Annotated in this window: 17 protein-coding genes; 5 read left to right on the forward strand and 12 right to left on the reverse strand. The window is 57.9% G+C overall.

All coding sequences use genetic code 11. The annotated features are described in order from the left end of the window. Positions 1 to 2: 2 nt before the first annotated feature. The 12 genes from NL510_RS20405 to NL510_RS20460 all read right to left on the reverse strand — a co-directional run bounded on the left by NL510_RS20405 (position 3) and on the right by NL510_RS20460 (position 10,023). Positions 3 to 1,004: a flagellar hook-associated protein gene (locus NL510_RS20405; protein ID WP_253379830.1), complete on the reverse strand. Its 1,002-nt coding sequence runs from the start codon at positions 1,002 to 1,004 to the stop codon at positions 3 to 5. Positions 1,005 to 1,073: 69 nt separating this feature from the next. Further along, complete coding sequence (gene flgL, locus NL510_RS20410; RefSeq protein WP_253379832.1) at positions 1,074 to 2,003, reverse strand: flagellar hook-associated protein FlgL; 930 nt, start codon at positions 2,001 to 2,003, stop codon at positions 1,074 to 1,076. A gap of 14 nt (positions 2,004 to 2,017) precedes the next feature. Next, positions 2,018 to 3,394: a flagellar hook-associated protein FlgK gene (flgK, locus tag NL510_RS20415; protein WP_253379834.1), complete on the reverse strand. Its 1,377-nt coding sequence runs from the start codon at positions 3,392 to 3,394 to the stop codon at positions 2,018 to 2,020. 86 nt (positions 3,395 to 3,480) lie between these two features. Beyond that, complete coding sequence (locus NL510_RS20420) at positions 3,481 to 3,795, reverse strand: rod-binding protein (RefSeq protein ID WP_253379836.1); 315 nt, start codon at positions 3,793 to 3,795, stop codon at positions 3,481 to 3,483. Beyond that, complete coding sequence (locus NL510_RS20425; RefSeq protein WP_436298650.1) at positions 3,795 to 4,916, reverse strand: flagellar basal body P-ring protein FlgI; 1,122 nt, start codon at positions 4,914 to 4,916, stop codon at positions 3,795 to 3,797. Before NL510_RS20425 ends, NL510_RS20420 begins: the two co-directional genes overlap by 1 nt. 14 nt (positions 4,917 to 4,930) lie before the next feature. Further along, positions 4,931 to 5,596, reverse strand: a complete 666-nt coding sequence (gene flgH / locus NL510_RS20430; protein ID WP_253379838.1) for a flagellar basal body L-ring protein FlgH — start codon at positions 5,594 to 5,596, stop codon at positions 4,931 to 4,933. A gap of 69 nt (positions 5,597 to 5,665) precedes the next feature. Next, complete coding sequence (gene flgG, locus NL510_RS20435) at positions 5,666 to 6,451, reverse strand: flagellar basal-body rod protein FlgG (RefSeq protein WP_253379840.1); 786 nt, start codon at positions 6,449 to 6,451, stop codon at positions 5,666 to 5,668. A gap of 30 nt (positions 6,452 to 6,481) precedes the next feature. Continuing rightward, entirely contained in the window at positions 6,482 to 7,219 is a 738-nt protein-coding gene (locus tag NL510_RS20440; RefSeq protein ID WP_253379842.1) for a flagellar basal body rod protein FlgF, read from the reverse strand. Positions 7,220 to 7,230: 11 nt separating this feature from the next. Continuing rightward, complete coding sequence (flgE, locus tag NL510_RS20445) at positions 7,231 to 8,433, reverse strand: flagellar hook protein FlgE (protein ID WP_253379844.1); 1,203 nt, start codon at positions 8,431 to 8,433, stop codon at positions 7,231 to 7,233. A gap of 26 nt (positions 8,434 to 8,459) precedes the next feature. Further along, positions 8,460 to 9,242, reverse strand: a complete 783-nt coding sequence (locus NL510_RS20450; RefSeq protein ID WP_253379846.1) for a flagellar hook capping FlgD N-terminal domain-containing protein — start codon at positions 9,240 to 9,242, stop codon at positions 8,460 to 8,462. Then, positions 9,242 to 9,673: a flagellar basal body rod protein FlgC gene (gene flgC, locus NL510_RS20455; RefSeq protein WP_253379848.1), complete on the reverse strand. Its 432-nt coding sequence runs from the start codon at positions 9,671 to 9,673 to the stop codon at positions 9,242 to 9,244. The genes NL510_RS20450 and flgC overlap by 1 nt, the downstream gene beginning before the upstream one ends. Before the next feature lie 2 nt (positions 9,674 to 9,675). Beyond that, on the reverse strand, positions 9,676 to 10,023 hold the full coding sequence (locus tag NL510_RS20460) for a flagellar basal body protein (RefSeq protein WP_253379850.1): 348 nt from the start codon (positions 10,021 to 10,023) through the stop codon (positions 9,676 to 9,678). 82 nt (positions 10,024 to 10,105) lie between these two features. Here NL510_RS20460 and flgA point away from each other — a divergent pair, with 82 nt between their 5' ends. The 5 genes from flgA to NL510_RS20485 all read left to right on the forward strand — a co-directional run bounded on the left by flgA (position 10,106) and on the right by NL510_RS20485 (position 15,394). After that, positions 10,106 to 10,876 carry a flagellar basal body P-ring formation chaperone FlgA gene (gene flgA / locus NL510_RS20465; protein ID WP_253379852.1) on the forward strand — a complete coding sequence of 257 codons (771 nt, stop codon included), beginning with the start codon at positions 10,106 to 10,108 and terminating at the stop codon, positions 10,874 to 10,876. Between the two features lie 96 nt (positions 10,877 to 10,972). After that, positions 10,973 to 11,260: a flagellar biosynthesis anti-sigma factor FlgM gene (gene flgM / locus NL510_RS20470; protein WP_253379854.1), complete on the forward strand. Its 288-nt coding sequence runs from the start codon at positions 10,973 to 10,975 to the stop codon at positions 11,258 to 11,260. Positions 11,261 to 11,275: 15 nt separating this feature from the next. Continuing rightward, a complete protein-coding gene (flgN, locus tag NL510_RS20475; RefSeq protein ID WP_253379857.1) occupies positions 11,276 to 11,704 on the forward strand; it encodes a flagellar protein FlgN in 429 nt (142 codons plus the stop codon). 136 nt (positions 11,705 to 11,840) lie between these two features. Continuing rightward, positions 11,841 to 12,785 (forward strand): lysine-N-methylase, encoded by a 945-nt coding sequence (locus NL510_RS20480; RefSeq protein ID WP_253379859.1) that lies wholly within the window; start codon positions 11,841 to 11,843, stop codon positions 12,783 to 12,785. 47 nt (positions 12,786 to 12,832) lie between these two features. Then, the gene (locus NL510_RS20485; RefSeq protein ID WP_253379861.1) at positions 12,833 to 15,394 is read left to right on the forward strand and encodes a glycosyltransferase; all 2,562 of its coding nucleotides are present in this window, start codon (positions 12,833 to 12,835) and stop codon (positions 15,392 to 15,394) included. Positions 15,395 to 15,398: the final 4 nt, after the last annotated feature.

Consider the following 15,398-nt stretch of genomic DNA (forward strand, 5'->3'; position numbering starts at 1 on the left):
GATTAGCGCAATAAACTGCGCACGGTTTGCCCTGATATCCGGGCCTGACCCTTCACCGCCTGCGCCAGGATATGATAGTTATGGTTAGCGTTATCCAGCACGCCGCCCAGTGTCGTCGACGCCTGTATCGCGCTGTCCGCCTGCGGGAAACGGGCCATGTTATCGATCAGCTGGCGGGCTTTCTCCTGCTGAACGGCCATCTGCGCACGCTGTTCGCCAATCGTATCCAGCGCCTTCTGTAGGCTATCGCCTGCGCGGGTTGTACCCTGACGCACGCTTTGCAGCACGTCGTCCGCAAGCGATGGTTCGGGGAAGGTTGTCAACGGCGTAAAAGCTGACGGCCTGGCCCCCTCTTCATGTACGCTCAGCGTCTGCGCGATATGCGGCCACGACGTTTCAGCGCTCGAAAAGGTGACGCTCCCCTGTCGCGCATGCACCTGAATACCGACCCGGCGCAGGGCGTTGCCCATCATCACGTTGTACTGCCCGGCGTCAACCTCGTCCCCCACCGACACCGCCGAAAGCAGCGTGCGACGACCATCGGACACGCTGAACATGCACGCCCCCGATGACGGGTTTTGCATCCGCTCCGCCAGCGCCGGGGCGTGAAACATGACGCGCGCCTCCCCCTGAAGCACCGGTTTGAGCTGCCTGTCGACCGACTGCCCCGCCAGCGCCACGCGTAGCTCCAGCATGCGGGTAATGTCCCTGGCGTTCTGTTGCGCCCCCTGCCCACCGCGATGCGCGACGTGGCGATAGTTCATCAACTGCTGCTCGAGCTGTGCAAGATAGCCATCGGCCTGCTGCAGCGTCGTAATTTGGTCGTTAAGCTGAACGCTGTAACGCTGCGGCCGGGTGGCGATCAGCGGCGAAGCCGGATAATCGCTCGCCACAGCAGAGGGTTTTTGACGAACGGGGGCATTCTTCGCGACGGCGTGCTGCCCAACGGAAGGATTTAGCGCTCCGCCAGCGGAGAGGGAGGTTGTGTTTAAGCCGACCTGCATAGTATTCCTGATGATTGCTTACGCACGAAGGCAGCCGCCCGGCTGGACCGCTGCCCTGGTGTTAATGGGTTAAAGCACGCTAAAGAGGTTGAGTTCACTCACTTTGGAGTAGGTTTTTAGCGTCGCCTCCATGGCCATCTCCAGCCCGGTAAATGTAATGGAGGCCGGGCCGTAATCGAGATCGCTCAGCGAGCCGATGAGTTGATCGTTCGAGGTCGCAATATCGCTCTGCGCGCCGCCCAGCATAGACATGGTGTTCTGCGTCTCGCCGAGAGTGGCAATAGAGGCATTCAGCGCATCCGAGGCCTGATCAACCACATCAACGGCGCTGGAGATATCGCTCTGCACCTGCGGGTCCGATGGATCCAGCGTTGGATCCTGTAGCTCCTGAGAGAGCGAATTAAGGGTGTTGAGTACGTTCAGGTTACTGCCAAAGAAATCACTTACCGCCACGTTGGTATCCACCTCTACGCCGTTTGACACCGTGCTCTGACGATGATCGCTGTTCCCCTGATAGCGATAGCTGTCTGTTACGCCGTCGCCATCATCATCCACTGCGACAATCGGCGGCTGGTCGTTGATCGTACCGCCAAAAACGTAGTGACCATCTTCATCCTGATAATTGAGCGCCGCGACCATAGACTCGGTCAATGATTCAATATCCTGCCCGAGGCTGGAGAGCGAATCGGCGGTATTGGTGCCGTTGGCAGCCTCCAGCAGGTCATCGCGCACGGACAGCAGGGCGTTATTTACCCCGTCGAGGATCGACTCCTGCTGGCTCATCCCCGCCGACGCGGAATCAATATTGCTCTGATACTGCTCAATCGCCGACTGCTGACGGTTGAGCTGGGTAATGCGGGTAGAGGCGATTGGATCGTCCGACGGCAGCAGAATGCTTTTGCCGGTCGCCATCTGGGTCACCACATGGGCCAGATCGCCTGAGAGATCGTTAAAGCTTTGGTTCATTGAAACATAAGTTTGTTGTGCGGTTACACGCATGTTCGCTCTCCCGGTTAGCTACACATTTCCAGGACAGAATCGAAAATCTCTGCCCCTGCGGAAATGACTTTCAGATTGGCCTCATAAATCTGCTGATAGGTAATGAGGTTCACCGCTTCTTCGTCCATGCTGACGCCGCTGACGCTGCTCTGCTGGTTCTGCGCTTCGGAATAGACGTTCGCCGCGGCCTGGGCTTCCGTCTGGTTCTGCTGGCTGTAGATGCCAATATTGCTGATAATCGACGAGCAGGCTTCCCCCACGGTTACTTCGCCGAGGTTAGCTATCTCCAGCGGTTCGGTGGAGATAGCGATCAGCGCCTGCAGGTTATCGCTGTTGCCGCTTTCGTCCGGCGAGCTGGAGAAGGCCAGCTCGTCTGCGGTGATGTCCGGGTTAACCTTCAGCGGCCCCCCGGCGGCGTTCGCGTCATAAATAAACAGCGGCTCGCCCGGATTACCATTCAGATCGTAACCCTGAGCAAGCTGGTCGTTCACCGCGTCGGCAAACTGTGATGCCATGCTATTGATCGTGTCCGTTAACGGCGTCAGAACCTGATTCTGATAGTCAAACAGCGCCCCCAGCGAGCCACCTGTATCGGGGGTCAATGAGGATGTCGTACCGGCAAACGTCAGTGACATGCTTTGGCTGCCGTCAGCGTTGGTGCCAAGCTCAATTGTCGAGGACTGCTGGCCGCTGACTAACGGCTGGCCGTTCTGTAGCGTGACGTTATAGTTGCCTTCATCGTCAATGTTGACCTGCACGTCCATAATGCCACTCAGTTGTTCCACCATCTGGTCGCGGGCGTCATACAGCGCCGAGGCATTGTCGCCATTGGCTTCTGCCTGCGCGATCTGCTGGTTGTAGCTGGCGATGCCGCTGGTAAGCGTATTCACCTGCGCCACCATCGCCTGTTCCTGGCTGACAATCTCATCGCTCTGGGAGGAGATGTAGCCCAGCGTATTGTCGATACGCATCGCCAGCGCGCCGGACTCGCTAAGCACCTGCTCGCGCAACGCGGCGTCGTCCGGGCTGGTGGTCGCTTCGTTCAGCGCCGCGAAGACGTTATCAAAGCCGCCGCTCAGGCTGCTGTTTTCATCGCTCAGCACCGTTTCCAGCTGCGTCAGATACGCCTGCTGGGTGCTGTAGTAGCCATAATCGCTGGCGGCGTACCACACCTGGTTGACCTGGTACTGGTTGGAAACCCGCCGGATGCTGTCAACCTGCACCCCGTTGCCCGCGCTGTTCGGCGAACCGCCGCTGGCGCCAATGCTGCTGATCACCGCAACCTGACGGGTATAGCCGTCGGTCATGGCATTGGCGGTATTTTGCGCCGTGACGTTTAGCTCCACCTGCGCCGTTGAGGCACCGCTGTAGCCAATGTTAATCATGTCCATCAAAAAATCCTTGCCGGTATACCGTTAATAACCTTTTCGCTTAAAAGCGGCAAAAACGGGCGCGTTCTTAAGTCGCCGGGTCGCTATTACCCCTTGCTGTGCTGCCCGGAGAGCTGTTTAACGATCATCGCCGCAATACCAATGCCATGCTGCTGCGCCAGCGTGTTGCATAGCTGGTCGTCGTAGAAGCCCTGCATCATGCGCACCGAATCGCTGTTAAACGGGTTGTCTTTCGAATCGAAAATTTCGTTGGTCTTACGCATCTCTTTAAGCATATTGCGTAAGAAGATCGCCTCGAACTGCTCGGCGGCCTTCTGCATATCGTTACTGTTGATTTTCGGCCCCATCAGCGCATCGCCTCCCGTGGTGGCGCCGCTGTGGCTGACCTTAAGCTGGCTCATCAAATAACCTCCAGGTCGGCGTCCAGCGCCCCGGCTTCATGCAACGCCTGCAGGATAGACATAATGTCGTCCGGGGTAGCGCCGAGGCTGTTCAGCGCGTTAACCAGGGTTTTCAGGCTGCTGGATTCGGGCAGCGTGACCACGCCTGGACGCGGATGATCAACCGCGATATTGCTCTGCGGCGTGGCGGCGGTGCGCCCGCCAGCGAAGGCGTTTGGCTGGCTGACGTTGCTGGTTTCGTTAATGGAAACCGTCAGGCTCCCGTGGGAGACCGCCGCCGCGTGCAGCGCGATGCCATCGCCCATCACCACAGTGCCGGTACGTGAGTTAAAGACCACGCGCGCACGAACCTTCTCGGCCTGCACCTGCACATCATCCAACTGCGACATAAACGCAACCCGTTCGCCTGGACTTGTCGGGGCGCGCACCACAACGTTGGTCGAGCTTTGCGCAGTGGCAATGCTGCCAAAGGCGGCGTTGATCGCCCCCGCGATGTGGTTCGCGTCTTTAAACGAGGGGCGCTTCAGGTTGAGGGTGATGGTGTCGCCCATCTGGAAATCGCTGGGAATTTCCCGCTCCACCGTTGCGCCGTTGGGGATCAGCCCGGCCGTCGGGGTGTTGACGGTAACGCTGGAGCCGCTGGCGCCGGTGGCGTTCATGCCGCCCACCACCACGCTACCCTGCGCGAGGGCATAGACTTCACCATCCGCGCCGTGCAGTTGGGTCAAAAGCAATGTCCCGCCGCGCAGACTTTTGGCATCGCCAATGGACGAGACGGTGACATCAATGGTCTGCCCGCGGGAATACATCGGCGGCAGCACGGCGCTGACCGCCACCGCCGCAACGTTCTTCACCTTCGGGTCGATTTTACTGGGCAACTGGACGCCAAACTGACGCAGCATGTTGGTGATGGTCTGGTTGGTAAATTTAACCTGATTCTTATCTCCGGTACCGTCCAGACCGACCACCAGGCTGTAGCCCACCAGTTGGTTCTCCCTGACACCCTGAACGTTGACCAGCGACTCCAGAGATTGCGCCCGCGTTAGGTCTGGCAGCGCCAGCATCAGGGCGATCGTGACGTCGTACAAGGTTTGCACCCAGCGCCCGCTTGTGTGTTGCATCTCAAACTCCTGCGTTAAATCGGGAACAGCGGATGGTTAAACAGCCGTGTCAGCCAGACCGCCGCGTTGGCGTCGCTCAGCGCGCCGCGACCGGCATATGAAATACGCGCATCGGCGATACGCTGAGAGGAGACAGAGTTGTCGTTTTGAATATCATCGGCGCGGACCAAGCCGCTCAGGCGGATATACTCATCTCCCTGGTTGAGGGTCAGCCACTTCTCGCCGCGGATCTCCAGAATGCCGTTGGTCTGTACCGCGTGTACCGAGACCGTGATCTCCCCGCGCAGGCTGTTCTGCTGCTGCGAGGTGGCACTGCCGTCAAAGTCGCGGTTGGCGTCGATGGAGCCGGAGAGGTTTTTCTTGCTATGGCCGAAGACGGTCGGCACGCCAATATCGACGGTATTATTCTTACCGAAGTTGGTTTTCGCCTGCTTGCTGGACTGGGTGGACTCTTCGAGGATAACCGTCAGAATATCCCCCACCCGGTAGGCGCGGCGATCCGCCGTCAGCGACCAGTTATATCCGGTCTCAAACACCCCCCCGGCGCGCCCCGCTGCCGGTGGCGGCGCTTCGGTTTTCGGGGGGGCAAAGAATTCGTCATTTTTTTTGACTAACAACGTCGGTGATTCACACCCGCTCAGCAGGGGGATCAGCGCCATTAGCCAGAGATAATTTTTCACGTTTTGCCTGTTTACTGATTACGTTTTGCCGGACGACGCAGAACGCCGCCCGGTATTTGCGTGACTGCGTTACAACGTCTGGCTGATGAACTGCAGCATGTCGTCCGCTGCGGAGACCATCTTGGCGTTCATCTCGTAGGCGCGCTGGACGGTGATCATCGCCACCATTTCATTGACGATATCGACGTTAGAGCCTTCCAGCGCGCTGTCCTGCAAGGTGCCTAGCCCGTCTTCACCGGGTACGCCTTCGGTCGGCTGGCCGCTGGCGGCGGTTTCCAGGTACAGGTTGTCGCCTTCGGCGGTTAGCCCTGCCGGGTTGGCGAAATTGACAAGCGTCAGCTGGCCCAGCTCGGTCGGGTCGCTGTCGCCGGGCAGGATCGCCGTCACCGTGCCATCCTCACCAAACGCCACGTTGGTTGCCCCCGCCGGGACGTCAACCTCCGGCTGAAGCGGTAGCCCCTGCGAGTTGGTTAACACCCCATCGGCATTGATCTGCAGATTGCCGTCGCGGGTGTAGGCGGTATCGCCATTGGCCTTCTGCACCTGCAAAAAGCCCTGTCCCATAATGGCGACGTTCATGGCGTTGTCCGTGGTTTCCACATTGCCTTCGGTGAAGGTTTTCTGGGTGCCGACAATGCGCACGCCGCTGCCGAACTGCATGCCGGTCGGCATGATGTTGTTCTGGTCGAGCATCGCACCCGGCGCTTCCTGAGTCTGGTAGAACAGATCCTGGAACATCACGCGGTCGCGCTTAAAACCGGTGGTGTTGACGTTCGCGATATTGTTGGCAATCGCATTCATCTCGGCGTCCTGCGCCGAGAGGCCAGTTTTACTGATCCATAACGCTGCATTCATAATGCTTTATTCCCGATTAAAGGCCGCGGCTCAGGAGCCGCGTAACAGTCGATTACCGGCATCGCTGAGATCCTCAGCGGCTTTCATCATCTTGATTTGCGTTTCGAACTGACGGTTCATGGCAATTGAGGTCATCATTTCGCTTACCGCGGACACGTTGCTTCCCTCGAGGAAGCCGCCGCTCACCTTGATATTCTCGTCGCGCTGCGCGGGCAGGCCGTCGGCCGTCACCAACATTCCCTGCGCGTTTTTCGCCAGGTTATTCACCGGAATATCCACCAGCTTCAGACGGTCGATATCCATGGTGGCGGTGACATCGCCGTCGTCCGGGGTGACGGAGAGCGTGCCATCGCTGCCAAAAGAGGCGATGGCGTTCGGCGGCAGGACAATCGGGCCGTTGTCACCGAGCACGGGATGGCCGTCAATGGTCAGTTGCCCCTGGTCGTCCTGCTGGATATTGCCGTTGCGGGTATAGACCTCGTTGCCCTGCGGGTCTTCAACGGCAATATAGCCGCTGCCCTGGATAGCCACGTCCAGCGGACGTTCGGTTTTTTCCGCCACGCCGGTACTGTCATTAACGCCGCTCGGGCTCTCCTGGGCGAGGAAACGGGTGGCGAATCCGCTCCCCTCAACCTTGTCATTGCTTGCCATCGCCATATCGGCACGAAAGCCGTTGGTGTTGACGTTAGCGAGGTTGTTGGCGCTAATTTGCTGCTGATACAACGTCTGCGTGGCCCCGCTCAGGGCGGTATACATCAAGCGATCCATTCGTCTGCGCCTTACATCGCCTGGAAGAGTGCGTCGTCAAGCTGCGTACTGGTGGAAATCACCTTGGTATTCGCCTGATAGTTACGCTGGGCCGTCATCAGCTCCACCAGCTCGGTAGTGATGTCCACGTTGGAGCTTTCGAGCATGCCGGATGAAAGCGTGCCGCAGGAGCCTGCGCCGGGCACGCCAATCAGCGCGCTACCGGATTCGCCGGTCTGTATCCAGGCCGTACCGCTCACCGCTTCCAGGCCGTTTTCATTCGGGAAGGTCGCCAGCACAATCTGCCCCTGCAGCATACGTTCGCCGTTGCTGTAGGTGGCGTAAACGCTGCCATCGCTATCAACCTGCACGCCGTTCTGTGTTGCAGATGCATAGCCATTCGCCGAGTTGGTGGTGACCGAAAAGTCAGAGCCGTACTGGGTGCAACTGCTGTAATCGAAGGTCAAATCGATCGGGGCGGCCTCGCCCGTGTCGAACTCGACGGAGACGGGAGCCGTAGGCGACGTCAGCTTGCCGGTGTTCGGATCAAAGGATAAGGTCAGGGCATCGGCACCGCTCTGCGGTTGTCCATCAAAGCTGTATTGCACTTCCCAGGTGTTATCACCGGTTTTGGTGAAGTACTGGCTGACGGAGTGCTCATTGCCCAGCGAGTCATAAACAGTGGTGGTGTAACTGTCGGTGTAAGAGGCGCTGTTGGTCGGATCAAACGACACCGTAGAGCGATCGATAGTCTCGTCGCTGGCGTTAAAGTTGGCGGTGAAGGTGAGGTTGTCGGACGCCTGAGCCGGAATATTGCCGGTCTGGATCTGCAGGTTGGTCACTGTCCCGGTTTGCAGCGTGCCGTTGCTGTCAACCGGATAGCCCTGCAGGTAATCGCCGGAGGCATTAACGATATTGCCGTTTTTATCGGTCTCAAACGAACCGGCGCGGGTATAGGTCACGTTACCCGCGCTGTCGCACATCACAAAGAAGCCGCCGTCGTTGATCCCCAGATCAAGCGCATTGCCGGTAGAGACCATCGAGCCGCCACGGGCGATACTCTGGGCGGTTCCCGCCACGCTGACGCCCATTGCCTGGCTGTCCGCGTACATGGAGGAAAAGTCGGTAGTCATCGATTTATAACCGACAGTACCGGCGTTGGCGATGTTGTTACTAATGCCGTCCAACTGCTGATTGACGGCGTTTAGCCCCGTCGCCGCAATTTCATAACTCATTTTTATCTTCCTGTATTGAGAGGTAATCAGATCGTATCGCTGGTGTCGTCCGGTACGCCGAACTGGCTTATCATGGTAAAGGGCACTTCGCCAACGCCTTCAACGTTCAGCACCGGCGTGCTGCCGTCCAGCGGAATGCGCACGTCATTCACTTCCCCGGCCACCTCGACGGGGACGTTTTCTTGTCCGGTATTGGTGACCACCGTGACGTCATAGTCCCCGGGCGGAATGCCGTAATCGGCAGGGTTGATGTCGAAATCCACCTGGCCTGGGCCAACGGAAGTGCCGTCTGGCGGCACCAGCGAAACCGGGTAGTCATCCCCCGCCGCATCGGTAAAGTGCAGTTCGACGGTGGTACAGGCGTCGTCCAGGGTGACGCGACCCGTCATCTCTTCATCACTGACCTGCAGCGTGGTGGTCTGAACCATAATGTCGTCGCCCACCAGGTTGCCGAGCGCCATGACCTGTATGTTGCTCATCAGGACCGCGTTAGTATTGGCCTGCACGCTCATCTCTTGCATCATCGCGACCTGCGCCATGGAAGAGAGCTGATCGATATAGTCAGTGGGATCGGCCGGATCGGTCGGATCCTGGTTCTGGATTTCCGCCACAAACAGGGTCAGAAACGTATCGACGCCGGAACTGTCCGTAGAGGTAGTGGTGGTTGCGGTGCCCGACGTACCGCTGGTATTGGCGGTATCGGGCGTCGACGCTGTGCTACTGGCGCCGACATTGCTGTCGGCGACCGCCGTTGATTCCTGAGACGCGGACAGCGTCCCGGAGCGGGTAGACAAAGCCAGTGCGTTCATTACGCCTCTCCCAGTTTGAGCAAACTTTGCTGCATACTTTTCACGTTATTCAACACGTCCACGTTGGTTTCAAAATCGCGTGAGGCGGACATCATGTCGGCCATTTGCTCGACGACGTTAATGTCCGGATACCAGACGTAGCCGTTGCCATCCGCCAGCGGATGATGCGGCTCATAGCGCTTTACTGCCCCGCCGCTCTGCAGAACGTCCTGCACCTGCACGCTGGCTCCGTCAATGGCATGACGATGGTGAGCGCCGATCAGGCTGTTGTTATACACCGCGGCAAAGACCGGGCTGCGAGCCTTGTAGGCCTGCGCCTCGCTGCTGGCGGGTGCTTGCGCATTCGCCAGGTTACTGGCCACGGTGTTCAGACGGAGGGTTTGCGCCGTCATTGCCGAACCGGAGATCTGATAAATATCAGTAAACGACATCGTTATTTCCCTTCAATGGCCTCTTTAAGCCCGCTAATTTGCAGGTTTAAAAAGGTCAGACTGCTTTGATAATCCATGCTGTTTTGCGAAAACCGGGCCTGCTCGGTATTCAGCTCCACGGTATTTCCATCCTCTGAGGGCTGCATTGGCACGCGGTACTTCACTTCGACGCCGGACATAACATTTGTGCGACTTGCCCGTTGCATCTCAGCGGCAAAATCAATATCTTTAGCCTTGAAATTTGGCGTATCGACGTTTGCCAGATTCGCAGTCAGTAGCTCGGTCCTCTCAAGACGTAACTGCACTGCCTGCGGATGCACTCCCAAAGCCTGCTGAAAACTGATCCCCATTTCTTGCGTCACTCCTGCATTCACGTTGCTCGGTTTAGCAAACTGCATGCCAACTTTTAAGTGACTGATGAGAAATGAATTTATGACCACTCCGATCTGCGGGCGGAAATGCTTTTTCCCTTTTTTGCCCCCAATGCTGCTTGCCCTGACGCTGACTTTTCCTCTTCATGCCGCCCTGCACCCGGTGCAGCACAGCGCCCGGGAACAGATCAATGCCCTCGTGCTTAGCGCCGCCAGCCAGCAGATTGATACCCTGGCCCACCAGCAGCGCTGGCATGATTACCGCTACACCTTCAACGTCTTTATTCCTTCCGCGATCGCCAGCGCCACGCCGTGCCCGACTGCGCCGCGTATAACGGCCACCTCTGCGCCAGAGATGGTGCTCAGCCGCATAACGTTTGCGCTCGACTGCCCGGGGTACAGCGGGTGGAAGGTCAACGTCGCCGTACGTCCGAACGTCTACGTCCCGGTGGTGATGGCAAAATCGGTGATTACCCGCGATACGGTGCTTACCGCCGACGATTTACTGTTAAAGAAATACAACATCAGCGGTCAGCGCGGGGACGCGATCATGGCGATTGACGCCGCCGTCGGCATGACCAGCAAGCGCACCCTGCAGCCGGGAAAACCCATCATCCGGGCGCAACTGGTGGAGCCCGTTCTGGTCAAGCGCGACCAGCCGGTGATCATCGTTTCCCATAGCGGGGGGATCACCGCCTCCATGCCCGGCGTGGCGCTGAAAAATGGCCGTAAAGGCGAGGTGATTAAGGTTCGCAACGCCACCAGCCAGCGGGTGATAAGCGGCGTGATTGACGACACCGGGGTGGTGTCAGTCCTCAGCACCCATGGATAAAACGATTTTTTATCCGCGGATTAAAGTTTTCGCCTGCGATAACCGCTTTATCCTGGTAACAGATGAACAACCAGACGGGACAGGCACGAGGTTGATATGAAAATTACGCCGACATTTTCGGGCAACCGCCCGACGCCAGCGACCTCCGGGTCGGGTAACAGCACTAAAAACAGCACGCCGGCTCGCACCGCCAGCGCGAGCACGTTGTCCGCCGATGATATTACCCAGGCCGGTTTGCAAACCGCTCAGCAAACGCTGAACGAGGAGAGCCAGGACGATGTTGATTATGACAAAGTGGCGCAGATGCAGGCCGCGCTGGCAGAAGGGACGCTCAGCGTCGATAACGACGCGCTTGCCAGCGATATGCTGCGTTTTTTCCGCTAACACGAGGCCAGAAAAGTGAGCACCAGGCTACACCAGGTCAAGAGGCTTCTGCAGGGCGTACGGGAAGATGACACGCTGTATGACGGCTTACGTACCCTGCTTGAGCAGCAGCGCCTGTGCATGATCCGCCGCGCCAGCGATGAGCTACTGGCGGTTAATGACACCATTCAACGCCACTACGATCTGCTGAAAGAGAACAGCCAACTGCGTCGTTCTTTGCTGCTAAAGCTGGGCGTTACCGCCAGCCGGGCCGGAATGGAAGAGGTCTTTAGCTGGCTACCCGCGCCGCAGAAAAGCGCCGCCCAGGGCCGGTGGCAGCACCTTGAACAGAAGGTAGAACGCTGCAAATCCTATAACGAGAAGAATGGCGATCTGCTGATCCGTCAGTACGAATTTATTCAGACGTTTTTAGGCACCGAACCCCATTTTATCTACCAACCCTGAGCTTCCGCGTTTCCCCCTGCCGGAAGCGCTTTTTCCTCAGAACCCGTAACCTGTTGATTATTAACATTGATAAAAACGGCATGCAAATTGCTTAGATTCAGTCAGATGCGTAAACCGGGATCCCAGAGAAAACGAAATGAAGATGATTGAATGCTATGAACCGGACTTTGTCCGCACGTTTTTATCCCACCATCCCGGCTCCCCGCTGCACGTCAGGAGAGCGTGGCAGAGCGAAATTCGTCACAGCCTGACGCTGACGGACGCCGACAGTTGCGAGGCCGCCCTCGGTGCTCCGCACGCCTTCACGCTGCACGTCAGCGAGTGCGCAGCCCTCCCGGACGGCCAGCCTCTCTCCCGACGCGATCGGGCGCTGAACCAGGCGGCGCTGAATGCGGTGACGCTCCCGGGCCTGTCGCCGGAGCTCAGGCTTTACGCGCTGGGCATACTGCTCTCCTATAGCGAAAAAGTGCCGGGCGACAGCGAGGATGTGCTTGCGCATATCGCCTCGCTATCAGACACCCTTGCCAACCTGACCCGGGAAGGGAAATTACAACAACAGTTTGCCCTGCTCCCTGCGGTGCCACAGTTACCTTGCCGGTTGATAACCTTACTCGGCGGTCTGGATTTTGACTGGGGCAAGCTTCCCGACAGCGCGCGCAAAGCGAGCCTGCCGTTACAGGTCAGCCTGCTGATGCTGCAGGACGCGAGCAGCGAAGCGCTGCTGCAACAGCAGTTGCACACGCAGTGGCAAGCCACTCACGAACGTTATTTCGCCGACGAAGCGTGGATCTTTAGCAATTACCTGATTTATCGCCTTTATCACGATATGTTCCCGCAGCACGACGGAGAGGGTGTTACCGGGTGCTATTTTGCGCTGGTGAGTGACGTTTTCCTGATCCGCACGCTGTTCAGCCTCTGGACCCTCGACGGCTCGCCGCTCACCCCTGCGGATACCTCTGCTCTGTTTGCCCTGTTTGAGCGCTGGCGGCACGGCGAAAGCGCCGCCGCCCTGCGCCTGCAGGTACAAAGCCTGCTGCCGGCCGATTACCTGCTGTCTGCGTTTTCACTGCTGATTTCTTAGCCTCCGTTTGCCGGGGCGTGTCCCGGCATTTTTTCGCGAAACATACCATGTCAACATCGTCTACACCCCACATTGCCGCCGGTCGCGTCATCAAAACGCTGGAAACCGGCCGCCAAAAACCCTTTGTCAGCGTCGTCACCCCGACCTGGGAGCGCGGCGCTTTTTTGCCGTGGCTGATCTACATGTTCCGCTACCAGGACTACCCGGCGGATCGCCGGGAGTTGATCATCCTTGATGACTCGGCGCAAAGCCATCTGCCGATTATCGAGCGGCTGACCGAGGGCAACCCTGCGGCGTTTAACATCCGCTATATTCACCATCCGCACAGGCTGGCGCTGGGTAAAAAACGCAACATGCTGAATGCGCTGGCGGTGGGCGAGTACATTCTGTGCATGGACGATGATGACTATTATCCCGCGGATAAAATTTCTTACACTATCGCAATGATGCAGCGGCACAGGGCGCTCATTTCCGGCTCCGATCGGATCCCTATCTGGTATAGCCATATCAACCGTATCTTTAAATCCCGCAGCTTTGGTCCGCAAAACATTCTCAACGGCACCTTCTGCTACCACCGTAACTACCTGAAGAAGCATCGCTATGACGATGACTGCAACCTGAGCGAAGAGGAAGGTTTTACCAATAAGTTCACCGCTAACCCGCTTCAGCTGCCGGGAGAGCGCACTATTCTCTGTATCTCTCACGGCCACAATACCTTTGATAAAGACTTTGTGCTGGGCGCCAGCGAGCCGGTGGATGCCACGCTTGAGCAGATAATCCAGGATCCGCTGCTGCGCAACGGGTACCTCAGCCTGCATAACGCCACCCATCATCAGCCGATCCGCTGGGAAGCGGTGGATCGACTGGTGATCGTCAACCTCGACCGGCGGCCGGATCGTCTGAGCCAGATCCAGCAGGAGTTGGCCCTGCTTAACGTACCCGCAGAGAAAATTGTCCGCCTGGCGGCCTGCGAGGAGGAAAACGGCCAGCTTGGCCGCCGCCAGTCTCACCTGCAGGCGCTGCAAATGGCGCAGGAGCAGGGCTGGCGTAACTACCTGCTGCTGGAAGATGACGCGGTGATCCTCAAGCAGGAAAAACACATCACCATACTGAACGCGCTGCTCGGCGCGCTGGCGAAATTTCCCTGGCAGGTGGTTCTGCTCGGCGGTCAGGTCCACCAGGGCACGGCGCTGAAAAGCCTGAACGGCATCATCCACGCCCGCGACTGCCAAAAAGTGTGCGCCTGTCTGGTGAACAGCAGTTACTACGCGACCCTGGCCCAGCAGATGCAGAGCGATCCTTCCGACACGCCGGAGATGCAGTGGCAACCGCTACTGCGCGAGGGTAAATGGCTGGCCTGCTACCCAAGCCTTTGCTATCAGCGCCCGGGCTACAGCGATATCGAGAAAAAAGAGACCGACAATATTGGTTTTTACTTCAATAAGATCAACACGCCGCCTGCAGGCGTTCAGACAACAGTGCCCTCGCAGCCGTCCTCCGCTCCCGTCGTAAACAACACTATCGCCTTCTTTATGGAAACCTCTTTCCACTACGCGCTCTACCGCCCGGTGATTACGGCGCTGCAAAAACGCGGACACGCCTGCACGCTGCTGATTAACGACCGCGCGTATAAACCGTTTCTGGATGAAATGCTGGCGACGATAAAAACCATTGACGACCCCGCCCTGGGGGGCGCGCGAATATCGGAAGCCGCCGCCCAACGCCAGCGCTACAAATGCCTTGTCAGCCCTTACTATACCCCGGCCCTGAAAGGGCTGGCTGACATCCATGTTCGTGCCATGTACGGGCTGGCAAAAGAAGCCTGGAACCATGCCTGGTGGAATACCTTTTACCATCGCATCCTCTGCTACAGCCACTACAGCCAGCAGGCTCTGGATATCAACGGCAGCGCAAAAGTAGTAGGCAATCCCCGCTTTGATAGCTGGCACCAGGGCAAGATTACTCCCGGCCTGCCTGCGTCGCTTAAGCTGGATGCGAAAAAGCCAACCCTGCTTTACGCCCCGACCTACGGCACATTAAGTTCATTGCCGCACTGGGCGGAGAGACTGGGCAGTTTAAGCCGTGACGTTAACATGCTAACCAGGCTGCATCATGGCACCTGTTTCCGCCCGGAGGAATCCGCCGCGCTGGCACTGGCGAATAAGTATCTGAAAAAACGCATCGATTCCCCCCAGCACGTTCTGGCGTTGCTGGAAAAAGCCGACTACGTGCTAACCGATAACAGCGGATTTATCTTCGATGCTATTCATGCTGGTAAACGGGTGATCCTGCTCGACTGGCCTGGTATGCACTCGTTGTTAACCCCCGAGCAGAGCTATTCCAGCCCCGGGAGTGCGGAACAACGTATTCGCGAAATTTTACCGGTTGCTCATGATATGGGCGATCTCAGGCACTTATTATCAGATGCATTTGACTGGGCTTCCCTTCAGCCGCCGCTGGATGAAATCCGCCAGCATTATTGTGATGCGTTCAGGGATGGTAACGCGGGTGAAAGAGCGGCGCAGGAGATAGAAAACGTCCTGCAACAGCCCGTCCGGTTGCCCATGAACGGTTTACTGCGCAGTCTGCAGAATAAACTCTTCGCCTGATCAC

Origin of the sequence: unidentified bacterial endosymbiont (assembly GCF_918797525.1) — a bacterium.
GTDB lineage: Bacteria > Pseudomonadota > Gammaproteobacteria > Enterobacterales > Enterobacteriaceae > Enterobacter.

Coding starts and splice junctions, on each gene's coding strand:
- NL510_RS20420 (WP_253379836.1), bottom strand. CDS start 3,795: ATGAGCCAGCTTAAGGTCAGCCACAGCGGCGCCACCACGGGAGGCGAT.
- flgL (WP_253379832.1), bottom strand. CDS start 2,003: ATGCGTGTAACCGCACAACAAACTTATGTTTCAATGAACCAAAGCTTT.
- NL510_RS20440 (WP_253379842.1), bottom strand. CDS start 7,219: ATGGATCGCTTGATGTATACCGCCCTGAGCGGGGCCACGCAGACGTTG.
- NL510_RS20485 (WP_253379861.1), top strand. CDS start 12,833: ATGTCAACATCGTCTACACCCCACATTGCCGCCGGTCGCGTCATCAAA.
- NL510_RS20405 (WP_253379830.1), bottom strand. CDS start 1,004: ATGCAGGTCGGCTTAAACACAACCTCCCTCTCCGCTGGCGGAGCGCTA.
- NL510_RS20480 (WP_253379859.1), top strand. CDS start 11,841: ATGAAGATGATTGAATGCTATGAACCGGACTTTGTCCGCACGTTTTTA.
- NL510_RS20450 (WP_253379846.1), bottom strand. CDS start 9,242: ATGAACGCACTGGCTTTGTCTACCCGCTCCGGGACGCTGTCCGCGTCT.
- NL510_RS20425 (WP_436298650.1), bottom strand. CDS start 4,916: ATGCAACACACAAGCGGGCGCTGGGTGCAAACCTTGTACGACGTCACG.
- flgG (WP_253379840.1), bottom strand. CDS start 6,451: ATGAATGCAGCGTTATGGATCAGTAAAACTGGCCTCTCGGCGCAGGAC.
- flgM (WP_253379854.1), top strand. CDS start 10,973: ATGAAAATTACGCCGACATTTTCGGGCAACCGCCCGACGCCAGCGACC.
- flgE (WP_253379844.1), bottom strand. CDS start 8,433: ATGAGTTATGAAATTGCGGCGACGGGGCTAAACGCCGTCAATCAGCAG.
- flgC (WP_253379848.1), bottom strand. CDS start 9,673: ATGTCGTTTACTGATATTTATCAGATCTCCGGTTCGGCAATGACGGCG.
- flgK (WP_253379834.1), bottom strand. CDS start 3,394: ATGGACATGATTAACATTGGCTACAGCGGTGCCTCAACGGCGCAGGTG.
- flgA (WP_253379852.1), top strand. CDS start 10,106: ATGACCACTCCGATCTGCGGGCGGAAATGCTTTTTCCCTTTTTTGCCC.
- NL510_RS20460 (WP_253379850.1), bottom strand. CDS start 10,023: ATGGGGATCAGTTTTCAGCAGGCTTTGGGAGTGCATCCGCAGGCAGTG.